Origin of the sequence: Streptomyces sp. NPDC023723, from assembly GCF_040639815.1 — a bacterium.
GTDB lineage: Bacteria > Actinomycetota > Actinomycetes > Streptomycetales > Streptomycetaceae > Streptomyces.
This window is the reverse complement of record NZ_JBFAAP010000005.1, coordinates 48139-66012: the sequence shown is the minus strand read 5'-3', so window position 1 is coordinate 66012 and position 17874 is coordinate 48139. Positions and strand designations below refer to the sequence as shown.

The following is a 17874-nucleotide window of genomic DNA, read 5'->3' as shown; positions in this document are numbered from 1 at the left end:
GACCGATTACGCGTCTCGCGCGCAACGTGTGACCGTCCTGTGACCCGATGCCCTGTCACGGTAAGTCCACTTGCCCCAGCAGTTCGCGGAAATTCCTTTTATCCGGACGACGAAAGGAAGTCCGACATGCTTTCGGACCTTTCGACCCTGGCTCCCGGAACGGCGGCCGTGCCCGACGAACCGGCGGCGCCGCCGCGGCGGCGCCGGCTGGTGTTCTGGCGCTCTCCCCCGGACCAGCCCGGCTGGGCCCGTCCGGCACTGCTGGCCGTCGCCGCGCTCGCCGCGCTGCTGTACACCTGGAACATCGTCGGCAGTGACCTGTCCCCGTACTACTCGGTGGCCGCGCGGAGCATGTCGGAGAGCTGGACGGCGTTCCTGTTCACCGCCTTCGACCCCGCCGCCACCATCACCCTCGACAAGATCGGCGGCTTCCTGTGGCCGCAGGCGCTCTCCGCCCGGCTGTTCGGCTTCCACGACTGGGCGCTGACCCTGCCGCAGTGCGTCGAGGGCGTGGTCTCCGTGCTTGTCATGTACCGGGTGGTACGGCGCTGGCAGGGGGCGGCGGCCGGGCTGATCGCGGCGGGGCTGCTGACCCTGACGCCGCTGGCCGCCTCCATGTTCGGGCACGCGATGCTCGACTGCTCGGTCACGATGTGTCTGGTGCTGGCGGCCGACCAGTACCAGAAGGCCGTCCTGACGGGCCGGCTGAATCCGCTGCTGCTCAGCGGCGGGTGGATCGGACTGGGTTTTCAGGCCAAGATGATGCAGGCCTGGCTCATCGTCCCGGCGCTCGCCGTCGGCTACCTGGTCGCCGCCCCGCACGGGCTGCGGCGCCGGCTCGGGCACCTGCTGACGGCGGGCGGTGTGCTGCTCGCCGTGTCCCTCTCCTGGGTGGCGCTGATGACCTTCACGCCGGAGGATTCCCGCCCCTACGCGGACGGCTCGACCAACAACAGCGCCTTCGCCATGGTCTTCGGCTACAACGGCTTCAACCGCTTCCACGAGGGGCTGGTCCCGGGGGCGGTCGATGTGCCCTCCGGGGGCGGCGGCACGGGAGCGGCGACGAGCGGCACGGCCGGGGACGCCTCGCAGGGGGCCGCCGACAGCGCCGGCCGGGCCGGTTCCGGGTCGTCGGACCCGGCCTCGCGGTCCTCGTCCGCGCAAGGGGCAACCGCCGCGCTCGCGGTCCTGCCCGACTCGGAGGGCTGGGGCAAGCTGCTCGGCGCACGCTTCACCACCCAGATCGGCTGGCTGTACCCGCTCGCGCTGATCGCCCTGGTGCTGGGCCTGGTGCGGCACCGCGGGGCCGCGCGCACCGACCGCCGACGCGCCGGATACCTGATGTGGGGCCTGTGGCTGGTCACGTCGGCTCTGGTGCTCAGTGCCATGAGCGTCCCGCACACGGCCTACGCCGCCCTGCTCGCGCCGCCCCTGGCCGCGCTGTCCGGCGCCGGCGCGGTGGCCCTGTGGCGCACCCACCGGGCGGCCCGCGGCGGCCCGCGGGCCTGGCTGCTGCCCGTGGCGGTGCTCGCGCAGGAGGTCTGGACGATCCGCACGGCCGCCCCGTACATGGACTTCGCGCCCTGGCTCGTTCCGCTGGTCCTGGTGACCTCGGTCGCCGCCTGCGCGGCCCTGGTGTACACCGCCCTGCCGAACCGGTCCGGCCGCCGGCTGGCCCGCCGCGTCGCCGCCGCCGGCCTGGCGAGCGGCTGCGTCGCCGTGCTCGCCGCACCGGCCGCCTGGTCGCTGAGCGTGCTGAACGAGCGGTACGCGGGCTCGCCGTTCGACGCCTACGCGGGGCCGCCCTTGAAGCTGTCCGGCGGCTCCAGCTCGGGCAAGGGGATGCGGACGGCCAAGAACGGCAATCTCGGCGGCCTCACGTCCACCACCACCACCCAGGGCCCCGACGTGCTCAACGAACCCGGCTCCGACCAGGAGAAACTGATCGAGTACGTCGAGCGGAACAACCGGGGCGCCGCCTACACCTTCTCCACGAACAGCTGGCAGACGGCATCGCGCTACATCTACCTCCGGGCCCTGCCGGTGCTGCCGCTGGGCGGGTTCCTGGGCGAGGCGAACGTCGTGACCCTGGCCGAGTACCAGGACCTGATCCGGGCCGGCGACCTGCGCTTCGCCCTGGTCGGCACGCACGAGGGAAGCATGAGCGGGGTCGGCGGCGGACAGGCCAGCGAGCCGCCGCCGGACAGTTCGGTGGCGCGGATCGACCGATGGGTGAAGTCGGCCTGCACCGAGGTCGATCCGGCCTCCTACGGCGCGGCCGCGGCGAGCGGCACGGACAGCGGCGCAGGGAAGGGCGAGAGGAGCGGCACGGGCGGGACGGGCGGCAAGGACAGCGGGGGTTCCGAAGGCGGCACGGAGACGCTGTACGACTGCGCCTCCGCCGTGCGCTGACGGCGGCTCCCCGTCCACCCGGGAGCGGCGGCGGCCCGGGCGGGCCGCCGCCTTCGTACGTCTTCGTGCACCTTCCTAATCCTTCGTACTGCCGGAGGAACCGGGAACCGTCACCAGGCGACGGGCAGTTCCTCCACCCCGTACTGCACGGCGAACTGGCGGAACCGCAGGTCGTCGACGGGCACGGCGAGCCGCAGGCCGGGGAACCGGGACAGCAGCGCCGCGAAGCTCAGCCGCAGCTGGGCGCGGGCGAGGGCGGCCCCGACGCAGTAGTGGATGCCGTGTCCGAAGGCCACGTGGCCGGTGTCCTCGCGGGTGATGTCCAGGCGGTCCGGCGGCAGTCCGGCCGGCCGGGTGCGGTTGACCGCGAGCAGCGAGCAGGACACGACCTGCCCCTTCTTGATCTGCTGCCCGCCGACGGTCACGTCCGTCAGCGCGGTGCGCGGCGAGGCCGTGGAGACCACCGACACGTACCGCAGCAGTTCCTCCACCGCCCGCGGCAGCAGCGCGGGGTCGGCGCGCAACCGGGCGAGCTGGCCGGGGTGCTGGAGGAGGGCGAGGAGTCCGAGTCCCAGCATCTGCGCCGAGCCCTCCAGACCGGCCGCCATGAACGAGGCGCAGACCCCGGCCAGTTCCGCGTCGGTGACGTCGTCCCCGTGCTCCCGGATCAGCATGCCGAGCATGTCCTCGCCGGGCTCCCGGCGCTTTTGGGCGACGATTCTGCTCATGTACGAGGCGAACGCCTTCTGCGCCGCGACGCGTTTACGGGTACGCCCGGTGGAATGCGCGTCCATACGGCTGGGCGCCCGCACGTCGAGCATTCTGCCCAGGTCGGCCAGGTCGTCGCGGGGAATGCCGAGCAGCGCGCAGATGACCAGTCCCGGGACCGGCCAGCCGAAATGCCGCATGAGATCGGCCGGCGACCCGGCCGCGGCCAGTACGTCCAGCCGTTCGGCCACGATCTGTTCGACGATGGGTTCCATTCTGCGCATGCGGCGCAGCGTGAATTCCGGCGCGATCAATTTGCGCAACCGGGTGTGCTCCGGGGGATCGTAATGCAGCAGATTCCCTTCTTCTCTGGCGCCGCGGGAAATCGCCCGTTCGAGGTCGGGCGGCTTGGCGGTGAACCGGTCCGCGTCTGCCAGGATGGCCCGTGCCTCGGCGCGTCCGGTGGCCAGCCAGTCGGCGGCTCCGGGGTCGGGGCACACGGGTGTCTCGTTGCTCATCCGGCTCAGCTCGGGCAACGGGTCAAGACCCTCGCGGCGCAGGTGCGGGGGGAGGTCCGGCGGCTTCGGCATGACTGGCCTTTCGGTGCGGTGGCTACCAGGAGACGGGCAGGTTCTCGATGCCGAAGGTGGCCAGCCACGGCGGGCGGAAGCGCAGTTCGTCGCGCGGTACGGCGAGCCGCAGCGCGGGGAAGCGGCGCAGCACGCCCGCGAAGGCGATGCGCAGCTCCATGCGGGCCAGGGCCGCGCCCGCGCAGTAGTGGATGCCGTGCCCGAAGGCCACGTGCGTGGTGCCCTCGCGCAGGATGTCCAGGCGGTCCCGGGGTGCGCCGGGCGGCTGGGCGCGGTTGACCGCGAGCAGCGAGCAGGACACCACCTGGCCGGGCTCGATCACGTGGTCGCCGACGGTCACCTCGGTCAGGGCGGTGCGCGGCGAGGCGACCGCGACGACGGTGACGTACCGCAGCAGTTCCTCGACCGCCTGGCCCATCAGTTCGGGCCGTTCGCGCAGCAGGGCGAGCTGGTCGGGGTGGTCGAGCAGGGCCAGGACGCCCAGGCCCAGCATGCCGACCATGTTCTCGATGCCGGCGGCCATGACGGAGGCGGCCAGGCCGACCAGTTCCTTGTCGGAGACGTCCGTCCCGTGTTCCTTGACGAGCATGCTCACCAGGTCGTCGCCGGGGGCGCGGCGGCGGTCGGCGACGTACCGGGCCAGGTAGTTGTCGAAGGTCTTGGCCGAGGTGCGGCGGGCCTGCCAGCCCCGGTTGTCGCGCCGGCTGAGGTCGAGGTGCCGGGCCAGTTCCGCCTGGTCGTCGCGGGGGATGCCGAGCAGGGTGCAGCCGACCAGGCCGGGGATGGGCCAGGCGAAGTGCCGCATGAAGTCGGCCGGCCGGCCGGCCCGTTCCATGACGTCCAGCCGGTCCTCGATGATCCGCTCGACCTGCGGTTCGATCCGGCGCATGCGGCGCAGCGTGAACTCCGGTGCCAGCAGCTTCCGCAGCCTGGTGTGTTCCGGCGGGTCGTACATCAGCGGGTTGCCGATCTGGGTGATCCGGCGGGACTCCTCCTCGGTGTCGGCGGGCGGCCGGGTGCTGAACCGCTCCGCGTCGCCGAGGATCGTCCGTACCTCCTCGCGGCCGGTGGCGACCCAGCTGATCAGGCCCGGCCCGGTCTCCGCCACCAGCGGTGTCTCGGTGCTCATCCGGCCGAGGCCGGGCGGCGGGTCCATTCCGTCCCGCAGGTGGTTGGGGATGATGTCCGCCTTCTTGTCGCGCTTCTTGTCCCTGACCTCGCCGGTGTCCCTGGTCATGTCCTTCACTGGCCCTTTCGTGCGCGCGTCGTCGCGGTGCGGATCTTGTGGTCGAGGACGCGGCCGATGCCGGGGCGGTGCGCCGGTTCGAGCATGTCCTCGTGGGCGGCGGTGACCTCGTGCGTCTCGATGTCCCCGGCGACATACGGCCGCCAGCTCGCGATCGCCTCGGTCGCCAGCAGCGTCTCGGTCCTGCGTTCGGTCGCCACGAACACCAGCAGGTCGCCCTGGAAGACGGCCGGCCGGTGGTCCCGGATGAGGCCGACCGTGTTCTTGATGACCTCCCGCATGTTCTCCAGCAGCGGCCCGCGCACCTCCATGGCCCGGCCGTCCTTCCCGGCCTCGTTCTCGCCCCAGGTCGCCCGGCCGTCGTCGGGTCCGAGCCCGGACTCGTCCCCGGTGGCGATCTCGCCGACGTCGCGCAGCGGGTAGGCGTCGAGCAGCGCCAGCAGGTCCACCCGCTGGCCCGCGTCCTGGAGCCGGCAGGCGATGGCCTGGGCGACCACCCCGCCGAGCGACCAGCCGAGCAGCCGGTAGGGGCCCTCCGGCTGCACGCTGCGGATCTGCTCGATGTAGTCCGTGGCCATCTCGTCGATGGTCCGGGGCAGCGGCTCGGGACCGCCGAGCCCGCGCGCCTGCACACCGTAGACCGGCAGGTCCGCCGGGAGATACGGCAGCAGCGTGGCGTAGCTCCAGCTCAGCCCCGTGCCGTGGTGCACGCAGAACAGGGGGCGGCGGCTGCCCTCGGACCGCAGCGGCAGCAGCACCCCGAGGTCCTCGGAGTTGCGCACGGTGCGACGCAGCACGCCGTCGCGCGACTGCCGCCCGGGGGCACCGGCCTGGAGGTGCAGCCGTCCGGCGGCGTCCCGCCGCGCCCACCGGCCGGTGCGGAACATCCGCTCACCGCTGCCGCCGACGGGGTTCGCCACGAAACGGCTGCCGGTCGCGCCCGGCGCGTCGGCGTAGCCGCGGGCGAGTCCGTGACCGGCGACGTACACCTCGCCGGGGACGCCCGGGGGGACCGGGCGCAGGAAGTAGTCCAGCAGGTAGGCACGGGCGGCGCCGACCGGGGTGCCGCTGTCGAGCGTCGCCGGGAGGGCCTCGTCCGGGGCCGTGCGGTGAGCCAGCCAGGCGCCGCCGGTCTCGGCCGCGCTCCGGGCGCCGACCAGCACCGGCCGCGGCCGGCCGGCCCACCACTCCCCGGCGCCGTCGGCCGGCTCCGGTCCCCCGTCGCCGATCAGGACCACTTCGGCGGCGGGCGGGTACGGCACGGTCGGCAGCAACGCCCGTGTGGTGATCAGGCGGTCGGCCGTCGTCGCCGCCGCGCCGTCGCCGCCGGGCTCGCCCAGCCGGACCCGGTCCCCCGCGCCGAGCGCGGTGAGCAGCGGGACCAGCAGGTCGGTGACGGGCATACGGGTGTCCAGCCGGGTCTCGGTGGTCTCCGTGCCCGGCGGGAGGCCGTCCCGCAGGCGGTCGGCGACCCGGCCGGCCAGCGCACGGTGCTCGATGACGGCTCCTCCCCCGGCGTCCGCCGCCGGGTCCGTCGCCGTGGCGGGAAGGATCAGTGCCGCGTGGGCGGGCAGCGGCGGGGCCGGCGGGGTGCCGCCGGGCGCCGCCTCGGTGGCCGGTGCGTCGACCGGCAACCACAGGCCGACGCCCTCGCCGACCCGCCCCACATCTCCGGCATCCCCGGTGGCCCCGGTGGCCCCGGTGGCCCCGGTGGCCTTCGTACTGCCGACGACGGCCGCGAGCCGTCCGCCGCCGGGTGCCGCGAGCGGGTCGGCCGGTGTCCGTGCGTCCTCGGTGACCCAGCAGGCCGCACCCGCCTTGAGTACGCCGAGCAGTGCGGTGACCAGGTCCGTCCCGGCCGGCAACGCGATCGCGACGGTGTCCTCGTGCCGCACGCCGCGCGCCGCCAGCCGGCGGGCCAGCGTGTCGGCCGCCGCGTCCAGGCCGCCGAAGGTGACCGAGGTCCGCCCGTCGGACACGGCGACGGCCTCCGGGGTCAGCGCGGCCCGTTCGGCCAGCAGCTCGACCAGGGTGCGCTCGGGAGACGGGTCGGGCGCCTGCGCCCCGGCCCCGACCGCCTGTTGCAGCTCGGCCTCGTCCAGCAGCACCTCGATCTGGCCGACCCGGAGTTCGGGGTCGTCCGCGACCTGTTCCAGCACCCGCACCAGCCGGCGGGCGAACGCGGCGGCGGTGGACTCGTCGAACAGTTCGGTGGCGTATTCGAGGGTGCCCACGATGCCGTCCGGGTCGCCGTAGTCCTCGAAACTCTCGGTGAGGGTGAGCCGCAGGTCCAGCGCGGAGGCGGTCGGCGGCAGGGTCAGCCGGGTGGTCGCCAGTCCCGGCAGCTCCGCGTCCTCCCACTTCTCGGCGATGTCGTCGCGGACGTCGAGCAGTACCTGGAACACCGGGTGGCGGTCCGCGGAGGTTTCCGGGGACACCAGTTCCACCAGCCGCTCGAACGGCACGTCCTGGTTCTGCAGGGCCTCCTGGTAGACCTCGCGGGCCCGTTCGACCAGCCCGAGGAAGGTGGGGTTGCCGAAGGTGTCCAGGCGCAGCGAGAGCAGGCCGGACAGCGGTCCCACCACTCCCTCCAGGCTTTCCTCCCCGTCCGGCCTGGGCAGCACGGTGCCGATCACGAGGTCGGTGCCGGCGGCGAGGCGGGACAGCAGCAGGGCCAGTGCGGCGTGCACGGCGGTGAAGGAGGTCGCGTCGGCGGCCTCGGTCGCGTCCATGAGCTTGGCGTGGGTCTCCGCCGGGATGCGCACCGGCAGGGACGCGGTGCGCCAGGCCGGCTGCGGCGGGCGTCGCCGGTCCGTGGGCAGCGGGGTGTGCGGGGGCGCGTCGGCCCAGGTGGCCTTCCAGTACTCCAGTTGGTCGGCGACCAGGCTGTCCGCTTTCTCCTCGCCCTTGAGCAGCTCTTTCTCCCACAGGGCGTAGTCGGCGAACTGCACGGGCAGCGGGGCCCGTTCGGAGCTCCGTCCCTCGCGCCGCGCTCCGTAGGCGGCCGCCAGGTCGCGGACGATCAGGTTGACCGAGGACTCGTCCGCGGCGATCGGATGGACCACCACCAGCAGCACGTGCTCGGTCTCGGAGAGCGTCAGCAGGTACGGCGCCCAAGGCGTCTCGCGGGCCAGGTCGAAGGTCCGCCGCGTACGCGCGTCCAGCTGACCGGGGAGGTCCTCGGCGCTGGTCGGCACCACCGCCAGCTCGGGGACGACGGCCGCGTCGCCGGCCTCGGACACCCGTTGGACGAGCCGCCCGTCCGCGGTCTCGCCGAACCGTGTGCGCAGCAGTTCGTGCCGGTCCACGAGGTCGCCGAGGGCCGCCCGCAGCGCGGGGATGTCCAGCTCGCCGTCTAGCCGCAGAGCGGCGGGGAGCTGACCGGCCGGGCTGCGGCCGGGCTGCTGTTCGGCGGCCCAGATCCGCTGCTGGCGCACGGAGGCCGGGATCTCGTCGGGCCGTTGCTCCACCGCCCGCAGCGGCGGGCGCAGCTTGGCGCCCAGCAGCCGTTCCACACCGACCGGTGTGGCGGAGCCGAAGAACTGCCGGATGCTCAGCTCGGCGCCCAGCTCGGTGCGGATGCGGCCCGCGAGCCGCATGGCCAGGGCCGAGTTGCCGCCCAGGTCGAAGAAGTTGTCGTCGGGGCCGACCCGGGTCAGGCCGAGCACCTCGGCGAACAGCGCGCACAGGGTCTTCTGGAGCTCTCCGTGCGCCGCCTTCGCCGAGACCAGGTCGGCGTAGTTCGGCGCGGGCAGCGCGGACCTGTGCAGCTTCCCGTTGGGGGTGAGCGGCAGTTCGTCCAGGACCATCATGGTGGCCGGGACCATGTACTCGGGCAGCCGCTCGGCGGCGAAGGCACGCAGCGCAGCGGTGTCCAGCCCGTCGGAGGCGGCGGTGGGAACGGTGTAGGCGACGATACGGGGATCGCCGGGCCGGTCCTCACGGACGACGACCGCGGCCTGGGCAACGTCGGGGTGGGCGGCGACTACGGACTCCACCTCGCCGAGTTCGATCCGGAACCCGCGGATTTTCACCTGCTCGTCGGCGCGGCCCGCGAAGTGCAGCAACCCGTCGTCCGACCACCGCGCCAGGTCACCGGTCCGGTACATCCGCTGCCCGGACAGGAACGGGCAGGCCACGAACCTCTCAGCGGTCAGGTCCGCGCGGCCCAGATACCCACGCGCCAGACCGGGACCGGCCAGATACACCTCACCGACCGCACCGACCGGCGCAGGGCGCAGGAACTCGTCCAGCACGAAGACACGGCAGTTGGGCAGAGGCCGGCCGATCGCCGGCGGCGCGTCCTCCGGCGTAACGCCCTCCGCGATCTCCACCGCCGTCGCCATCACCGTGGCCTCGGTCGGACCGTACGTGTTCCACACGCCGGCCCGCGCCCGCCAGCGCGCCGCGAGATCCGCGTTCAGCCGCTCCGCACCCAGCACCCAGGTCTTCACGCCCGGCACCGCCTCCGGGTCCAGGACCCCCAGCAGAGAAGGCACCACACTGGCCACCGTCACCCCGGCATCACGGACCATCCCCGCCAACGCCTGCGCGTCCCTACGCTCCTCGGCCGTCGCGATCGCCAGCGTGCCACCACCGGCCAACGTCACCGCCACATCCAGCACCGACGCATCGAAACTGAACGACGCGAACTGCAACGTCACCTCACCCGGCCCCGCACCCAGCACCGGCCCCATCGCCGCCACCAGATTCGCCAGACCACCATGCGCGACCGCCACACCCTTCGGCCGACCCGTCGACCCCGACGTGTAGATCACATACGCCAACCGGCGCGCGTCGTGAGACACATCGAGTCGCTCACCGGACTCGGCGGCGATCGACTCGGAAGCGTCGGCCAGCCACTCCTCGTCGATAACCAACGCGGCCGCACTGGAGGCGATCATGAATGTCAGCCGGTCGTCCGGGTACTCCGGGTCCAGCGGTACGTACGCCGCCCCGGCCTTCCACACACCAAGCATCGCCACGACCATGTCGACGCCCCGGGGCAACCGCAGCCCCACCCGCGACTCCACACCCACCCCGTGCGTGCGCAGGAACCGGGCCAACCGATTCGCCCGCGCCTCCAACTCCCCGTACGACAGCTCCACCGCGCCACACCGCACCGCCGCGCTCTCCGGCGCCCGCACCGCCCACTCCGCGAACAGTTCCGGCACCAACCCGGCACCCACCGGACGCCCGGTGTCGTTCCACTCCTCGACCACCCGCACCCGCTCATCGGCATCGAGTACGTCGATGTCGCTGAGCCGGGTCTCCGGGTCGGCCGCGATCTGCTCCAGCACCCGCACCAGCCGGTCCCCCAGCGACCGTACGGTCGCCGCGCCGAACAGGTCCGCCGCGTACAGGATGCCGCCGCCCAGACCGTCCGGGGAGCCATCGGCCGCACGCCGCTCCGCCAAGGAGAAGGACAGGTCGAAACGGGCGGGGGGTTCGGCGATCGGGGGCAGCGGGGCGACCCGCAGGCCGGGCAACTCCCACTCCGCCTCGGGTACGTTCTGCAAGGCCAGCATCACCTGGAACAACGGGTTGCGCGACAGCGACCGCGCCGGGTTCAGCTCCTCGACCAGCCGCTCGAACGGCACGTCCTGATGCGCGTACGCCGCCAGATCCGCCTCCCGCACCCGCCGCAGCACCTCGGCGAACGACGGATCACCGGTCAAGTCGGCACGCAGCACGAGCGTGTTGACGAAGAACCCGGACAGTCCCTCCAACTGGGCATCACCACGACCGGCGATACCCGTGCCCACCGGAATGTCGGACCCGGCCCCCATCCGCGACAGCAGCACCGACAGCGCCGCGTGCACCACCATGAACATCGTCGCCCGGCCGCGGCCGGCCACCTCGACGAGCCGCTCGTGCGTCCGCGCGTCGACCTCGACGTCGACCGTGCCGCTGCGGAAGGACGGTTCGGCGGTGCGGGGGCGGTCCACCGGCAGCCGCAGCTCCGGCGGAGCGTCCGCCAACGCGCCACGCCAGTAATCCAGTTGGGCGCTCATCAGGCTTGCTGGGTCGTCCGGGTCACCGAGCGTCTCCCGCTGCCACAGCGCGTAATCCGCGTACTGCACCGGCAACGGCTCCCACTCCGGCGCCCGACCCGCACACCGCGCCGCGTACGCCACCCGCAGATCGCCCGCCAGCACCCCCATCGACCAACCGTCGGAAGCGATGTGATGCACCACCAGCAACAGCACGGCTTCCGTCGGCGCCAGCGTCAACAGGGCCACGCGCCAGGGGAGTTCCGTACTCAGGTCGAAGCCACGGCCGCAGAGTCCGTCCATGGTGGCGTGCAGGTGTTCCGGGTCGGTGTCCCTCAGGAGGAGTTCCGGGTGTCCGGCCGGTCCGGTCAGCACGTCCTGCCGCGGTTTGCCCTCGTGGGCGGGGAACACCGTGCGCAGGCTCTCGTGCCGGTCCGCGAGGTCGCCGAGCGCCTGCTCCAGCGCGCTCCGGTCCAGGTCACCGGTCAGGCGCAGGGCCAACGGCAGGTTGTACGCCCCCGCCGCGTCCGAGTCCGTTCCGTCCATCCGGTTCAGGAACCACATCCGCTGCTGCCCGAAGGAGAGCGGCACCTCCGCCGGCCTCGTCGTCGGCCGGAGCGGCACCGCCCGGCTGTCGGCAGCCGCGTCGTCCAGGAGCCGTGCGACACCCTCGACGGTCGGCGCGCCGAAGAGCTGCCGGATGCTCAGGTCCGCGTCGAGCACCGCCCGGACCCGGGCGACGAGCCGCATCCCGAGCAGGGAGTCACCGCCCGACTCGAAGAAGTCGTCGTCGACGCCCACCCGCTCTGTTCCCAGTACTTCGGCGAAGAGGCCGCACAGGACTTCCTCGACCGGTGTCGAGGGTGGCCGGCCCAGTTCGCGTCCGGCCTCGGGGGCGGGCAGGGCGGCCTGGTCGATCTTGCCGTTGGGGGTGAGGGGCAGTTCGTCGAGGAGTACGACGGTGGCGGGGACCATGTACTCGGGCAGCCGCTCGGCGGCGAACGCCCGGATGGCCGACGCTTCACCGCGAGCGACGACGTATGCGGTGAGCCGGTTGTCGCGGACCGTGACGGTGGCCTGGGCGACGCCGGGGTGGGCGGCGAGGACGGATTCCACCTCGCCGGGTTCCACCCGGAAGCCGCGGATCTTGACCTGCTCGTCGGCGCGGCCGGCGAAGTGCAGCAGTCCGTCGTCCGACCACCGGGCCAGGTCGCCGGTCCGGTACATGCGGGTGCCGGTATCGAAGGGACTGGCCACGAAGCGTTCGGCGGTCAGGTCCGCGCGGCCCAGGTAGCCGCGGGCCAGACCGGGACCGGCGAGATACACCTCGCCGACCGCTCCGACCGGCGCCGGGCGCAGGAACTCGTCCAGCACGAAGACACGGGTGTTCGCCAGAGGGCGGCCGATGGCCGGTGGCGCGTCCTCGGCTGTGATGCCCTCCGCGATCTCCACCGCCGTCGCCATCACCGTGGCCTCGGTCGGACCGTACGTGTTCCACACGCCGGCCTGCGCCCGCCAGCGCGCCGCGAGATCGGCGTTGAGCCGCTCGGCACCCAGCACCCAGTTCCGTACCCCCGGCACCGCCTGCGGATCCAGGACCCCCAGCAGGGACGGAACCACACTGGCCACCGTCACCCCGGCCTCGCGGATCATCTCCGCCAGCGCCTGCGGGTCCGTACGCTCCTCACTCGTCGCGATCGCCAGCGTGCCGCCGTGGGCGAGCGTGGCGGTCACATCCAGCACCGACGCGTCGAAGCTGAACGACGCGAACTGAAGCACCGTCACACCTTCCGCCGCCCCCAGCACCGGCCCCATCGCCTCGACCAGGTCCACCACGCCGCGATGCGCGACCGCCACGCCCTTGGGCCGCCCCGTCGACCCCGACGTGTAGATCACGTAGGCCAGTTGATCGGGGCCGACCTCGTACCCGAGCGGGGCGTCCGACTGTGCCGCGATGCCGGTCCGGGCCTCCGTCAGCCAGTTCCCGTCGATCACCAATACCGCACCGCTGTCGGCTGCCATGAACGCCAGCCGGTCGTCCGGGTACTCCGGATCCAGCGGTACGTACGCCGCCCCGGCCTTCCACACGCCCAGGATCGCCACGACCATGTCGACACTTCGCGCGAGCCGCAGCCCCACCCGTGACTCGTCGCCGACGCCATGTCCGCGCAGGTACCGGGCCAGCCGGTTCGCCCGTGCGTCCAGTTCCGCGTACGACACCGTCTCGGGCCCGCAGCGCGCCGCGGGAGCGTTCGGTGTCAGACCGGCCCAGGCGTCGAACAGCTCCAGCCATGAGCCGGCCGACGCGGGCCGGGCCTCGCCGTTCCACTCCTCGACCAGCCGCGCCCGCTCGTCGGCATCGAGTACGTCGATCTCACTGAGCCGGGTCCCCGGGTCGGCCGCGATCTGCTCCAGCACCCGCACCAGCCGGTCCCCCAGCGACCGTACGGTCGCCGCGTCGAAGAGGTCCGCCGCGTACAGGATGCCGCCCCCGAGACCGTCCGGGGAGCCATCGGCCGCACGCCGCTCGGCCAGGGAGAAGGACAGGTCGAAGCGGGCCGGCAGCTCCGTCACCGCGGGCAGCGGCGTGACGCGCAGGCCCGGCAGCCTCCACTCCGCCTCGGGCAGGTTCTGCATGGCCAGCATCACCTGGAACAACGGGTTGCGTGACAGCGACCGCGCCGGGTTCAGCTCCTCGACCAGCCGCTCGAACGGCACGTCCTGATGCGCGTACGCCGCCAGATCCGCCTCCCGCACCCGTCGCAACACCTCGGCGAACGACGGATCACCGGTCAAGTCGGCGCGCAGCACGAGCGTGTTGACGAAGAACCCGGACAGTCCCTCCAACTGGGCATCGCCACGACCGGCGATACCCGTGCCCACCGGGATGTCGGACCCGGCGCCCATCCGCGACAGCAGCACCGACAGCGCCGCGTGCGCCACCATGAACATCGTGGCCCGGCCGCGGGCCGCGAGGGCCACCAGGCGGGCATGGGTGTCGGCGTCCACCTCCACCGGGACGCTGCCGCCCCGGAAGGACGGTTCGGCGGTGCGGGGGCGGTCCACCGGCAGCCGCAGCTCCGGCGGAGCATCCGCCAACGCGCCACGCCAGTAATCCAGTTGGGCGCCCATCAGGCTTGCCGGGTCGTCCGGGTCACCGAGCGTCTCCCGCTGCCACAGCGCATAGTCCGCGTACTGCACCGGCAACGGCTCCCACTCCGGCGCCCGACCCGCACACCGCGCCGCGTACGCCACCCGCAGATCGCCCGCCAGCACCCCCATCGACCAACCGTCGGAAGCGATGTGATGCACCACAAGCAACAGCACGGCGTCCGCCGGCCCCAGCGTCAACAGGGTCGACCGCCAGGGGAGCTCCGTGCTCAGGTCGAAGGCGTGCTGCGACTGCCGGGCGAGGTCGTCCGTCAGTCGGGACTCGTCGGTCTCGATCAACGTCAGCGGAGGCCGGGCGGTGTCACCGGTCAGGATTCGCTGCCACGGTTCGCCGTCCGTGTCGGGGAACACCGTGCGCAGGCTCTCGTGCCGGTCCGCGAGGTCGCCGAGCGCCTGCTCCAGCGCGCTCCGGTCCAGGTCACCGGTCAGACGCAGCGCCAACGGCAGGTTGTAGGCCCCGGTCGCGTCCGCGCCGGTGCCGGCCATCCGGTTCAGGAACCACATGCGTCGCTGTGCGTACGACAGCGGCACGCGGTCGGGCCGGTCGGCCGGGCGCAGGGGAGCCCGGGAGCCGTCCGCCGCGTCCGCCAGCCGGCGGGCGAGACCGGCGGGCGACGGGTTGGCGAACAGGTCACGGACGCTCAGGTCCGCGTCGAGCACCGCGCGGATCCGGGCGGTGAGCCGCATGCCGAGCAGGGAGTCGCCGCCGGACTCGAAGAAGCCGTCGTCGGGGCCGACCCGTTCCAGGCCCAGTACGTCGGCGAAGAGGCCGCACAGGATCTCCTCGGCGGGCGTCGCGGGCGCCCGCCCGGGGCCGCCGACGGCCTCGGGGGCGGGCAGGGCCGCCTTGTCGACCTTGCCGTTGACCGTCAGGGGCAGTCGGTCGAGGACCGTCACCACCGCCGGGACCATGTACGCCGGGAGCCGGGTGGCGGCGTACGCGCGTACGGTGGCCGGGTCCAGGACGTTGTCCGCGACCACGTAGGCCAGTAGCCGCTGGTCGCGGACCACGACGGTGGCCTGGGTGACGTCCGGACGGGCGGCGAGGACGGACTCCACCTCGCCGGGTTCCACCCGGAAGCCGCGGATCTTCACCTGCTCGTCGGCGCGTCCGGCGAAGTGCAGCAGCCCGTCGTCCGACCACCGGGCCAGGTCACCGGTCCGGTACATCCGCTGCCCGGGGGCGAACGGGCAGGCCACGAACCGCTCGGCGGTCAGGTCCGCGCGGCCCGCGTACCCGCGCGCCAGCCCGGCTCCCGCGATGTACGCCTCGCCCACCGTTCCGGGTGCGACGGGCCGCAGGAACGCGTCCAGGACATACACGGCGGCGTGCGCGAGGGGGCGGCCGATGGCCGGTGGCGCGTCCTCGGCACGGACACCCGGGGCGAGTTCGACGGCCGTCGTGATCACGGTCGCCTCGGTCGGGCCGTAGGTGTTCCACACCCCGGCTCCGGCCCGCCACCGCGCCGCCAGGCCGGCGGTGAGGCGTTCGGCGCCCAGCACCCAGTTCCGTACGACCGGCACGTCCTCGGGGTCGAGGACGGAGAGCAGTGACGGCACCACGCTGGCCACGGTGACCCCGGCGTCGCGGATCATCCGCGCGAGTGCCCGCGGGTCGGTGCGCTCCTCGTCCGACGCGATCGCCAGCGTGCCGCCGTGGGCCAGCGTCACGGCCACGTCCAGCACCGCCGCGTCGAAGCTGAACGAGGCGAACTGGAGACTCGTCTCCCCTTCGGCGGCACCCAGCACCGGTCGCATCGTCTCCGCGAGGGCGGCCACCGCGCGGTGTGCGACCGCCACGCCCTTGGGCCGTCCGGTGGAGCCGGAGGTGTGGATGACGTACGCCAGCCGGTCGGCGTCCGTGGTCACGTCGAGCGGGGCGTCCGACTCGGCGGCGACGGCCCCGGCGGCCGCGGCCAGCGAGGCGTCGTCGAGGGTCAGTACCGCGCCGCTGTCCCGCGTCATGAAGGCCAGTCGGTCGGCGGGGTGCTCCGGGTCCAGCGGCACGTACGCGGCCCCGGCCTTCCACACCCCCAGGATCGCCACGATCATGTCGGTGCCACGCGCGAGCCGCAGGGCGACCCGCGTCTCCGCGCCGGCACCGCGCCGGCGCAGATACCTGGCGAGGCGGTTGGCCCGCCGGTCCAGCTCCGCGTACGACAGTCGCACGGTCCCGCAGCGCACCGCCACCGCGTCCGGGGTCCGTGCCGCGTGGGCCGCGAACAGTTCGGGCACCGTTGCCGCAACGGCCGCACGACCGGTGTCGTTCCACTCCTCGATCACCCGCGCCCGCTCGTCCGCGCCCAGCAGGTCGATGTCCGCGACGCGGGTCCGCGGATCCGCCGCGAACTGTTCCAGCACCCGCACCAGCCGCGCCACCACGGACGCGGCCGTTCCCCGGTCGAACAGGTCCTGCTGGTAGTCGAGTTTGAGGTGCGTCCGCGCGTCGGGCACGACGACCAGGGCGAGCGGGTAGTGGGAGGCGTCCGTCACCTCCCTGGTGCGGCGGATCTCGATGGCCTCGGCGCTCCGGTCCGGCTGCTCCTGCGGAGGGCTGGGGTAGTTCTCGTACACCACGATCGTGTCGAAGACCCCGCCGGGCCCGGCCAGCCGCTGCACCTCGGGCAGTCCCAGGTGCTGGTGCGGCATGAGCGCGGACTGCCGCTGCTGGAGGTCGGTGAGCAGCCGGCTCACCGGCAGCGCGCCGTCCAGTCGCACCCGCACCGGAAGGGTGTTCATGAACAGGCCGACCATGGACTCCACGCCCGGCAGCTCCGGGGGCCGCCCGGCGGCGGTCGCGCCGAAGACCACGTCGGTACGGCCCGACAGCTGTGCCAGGACCAGCGCCCAGGCACCCTGGAGCACGGTGTTGAGCGTCACGCCCTGGCTCCGGGCGAAGCCTGCCAGGGCCTGGCTCAGCGCCTCCGGCAGCTCGGTGATCACATGTGCCGTCTTCCCGGGCCGCCGTCCCGGGTCGGCGGGGGCGACCAGGGTCGGTTCCTCGGCGCCGGCCAGTTCGGCCTGCCAGGCGGCCCGCGCGGCCGGCTTGTCCTGACGCGTCAGCCAGGCCAGGTACTCCCGGTAGGAGGTGGTGCGGGGCAGGACCCGCGGGTCACCGCCCGCCGCGTAGACGGCGGTCAGTTCGTCGAACAGGACGGGCAGGGACCAGCCGTCCATGAGCAGGTGGTGGCTGGTGAGCACGAGCCGGTGCCGGTCCGGCGCGACCCGGATGAGCAGCAGCCGCAGCAGCGGTGGCACCGCCGGGTCGAAACGCCGGTCCCGCTCCGCCGCGCAGAGCCGGCCGATCTCTGCGTCGGCCTCGGTCCCGGGCAGTCCACTGACATCCGCGTGCTGCCAGGGCAGCGTCACCGCACGGACGATGACCTGCACCGACTCGCCGGTACCGCGCCTGCGGAAACTCGCCCGCAGCGCGGCATGGCGGTCCAGCAGCGCCTGCCACGAGGCGCGCAGCACCTGCGCGTCGAGCGGACCGAGCACGTCCAGGCTGCGCTGGCCCTGGTACACGTCGGTGCCCCGGCCGTCGAAGGACGCGTGGAAGAGCAGTCCCTCCTGAAGCGGCGACAAAGGCCATACGTCCTCGACACGAGCTCGGGCCATCGGGGTGTCTCCTCACCATTACCTGGGTGGTGCCGCCAACACGTGATCGTTGTTCTCGCGTGCGTGGTGCGTGGTGCGTGGTGCGTGGTGCGTGGTGCGCGGTGCGTCGTGCCTCGTAGGTCGTGCTGCTGCTTAC

The 17874-nt window shown here is 73.2% G+C and carries 4 protein-coding genes; 1 reads left to right on the top strand and 3 read right to left on the bottom strand.

Going from position 1 to position 17874, the window contains the following annotated elements; translation table 11 throughout:
* Positions 1 to 126: 126 nt before the first annotated feature.
* Positions 127 to 2412 carry a glycosyltransferase family 39 protein gene (locus AB0G32_RS08485; RefSeq protein WP_361160040.1) on the top strand — a complete coding sequence of 762 codons (2286 nt, stop codon included), beginning with the start codon at positions 127 to 129 and terminating at the stop codon, positions 2410 to 2412.
* Between the two features lie 110 nt (positions 2413 to 2522).
* On the opposite strand, the gene AB0G32_RS08480 is transcribed toward AB0G32_RS08485, so the two are convergent.
* The 3 genes from AB0G32_RS08480 to AB0G32_RS08470 are packed head-to-tail and all read right to left on the bottom strand — an operon-like array spanning position 2523 to position 17738.
* Positions 2523 to 3710 (bottom strand): cytochrome P450, encoded by a 1188-nt coding sequence (locus AB0G32_RS08480; protein WP_361160038.1) that lies wholly within the window; start codon positions 3708 to 3710, stop codon positions 2523 to 2525.
* A 22-nt stretch (positions 3711 to 3732) separates the two neighbouring features.
* On the bottom strand, positions 3733 to 4947 hold the full coding sequence (locus AB0G32_RS08475) for a cytochrome P450 (RefSeq protein WP_361160035.1): 1215 nt from the start codon (positions 4945 to 4947) through the stop codon (positions 3733 to 3735).
* Between the two features lie 5 nt (positions 4948 to 4952).
* The gene (locus AB0G32_RS08470) at positions 4953 to 17738 is read right to left on the bottom strand and encodes an amino acid adenylation domain-containing protein (RefSeq protein ID WP_361160032.1); all 12786 of its coding nucleotides are present in this window, start codon (positions 17736 to 17738) and stop codon (positions 4953 to 4955) included.
* Positions 17739 to 17874 lie beyond the last annotated feature (136 nt).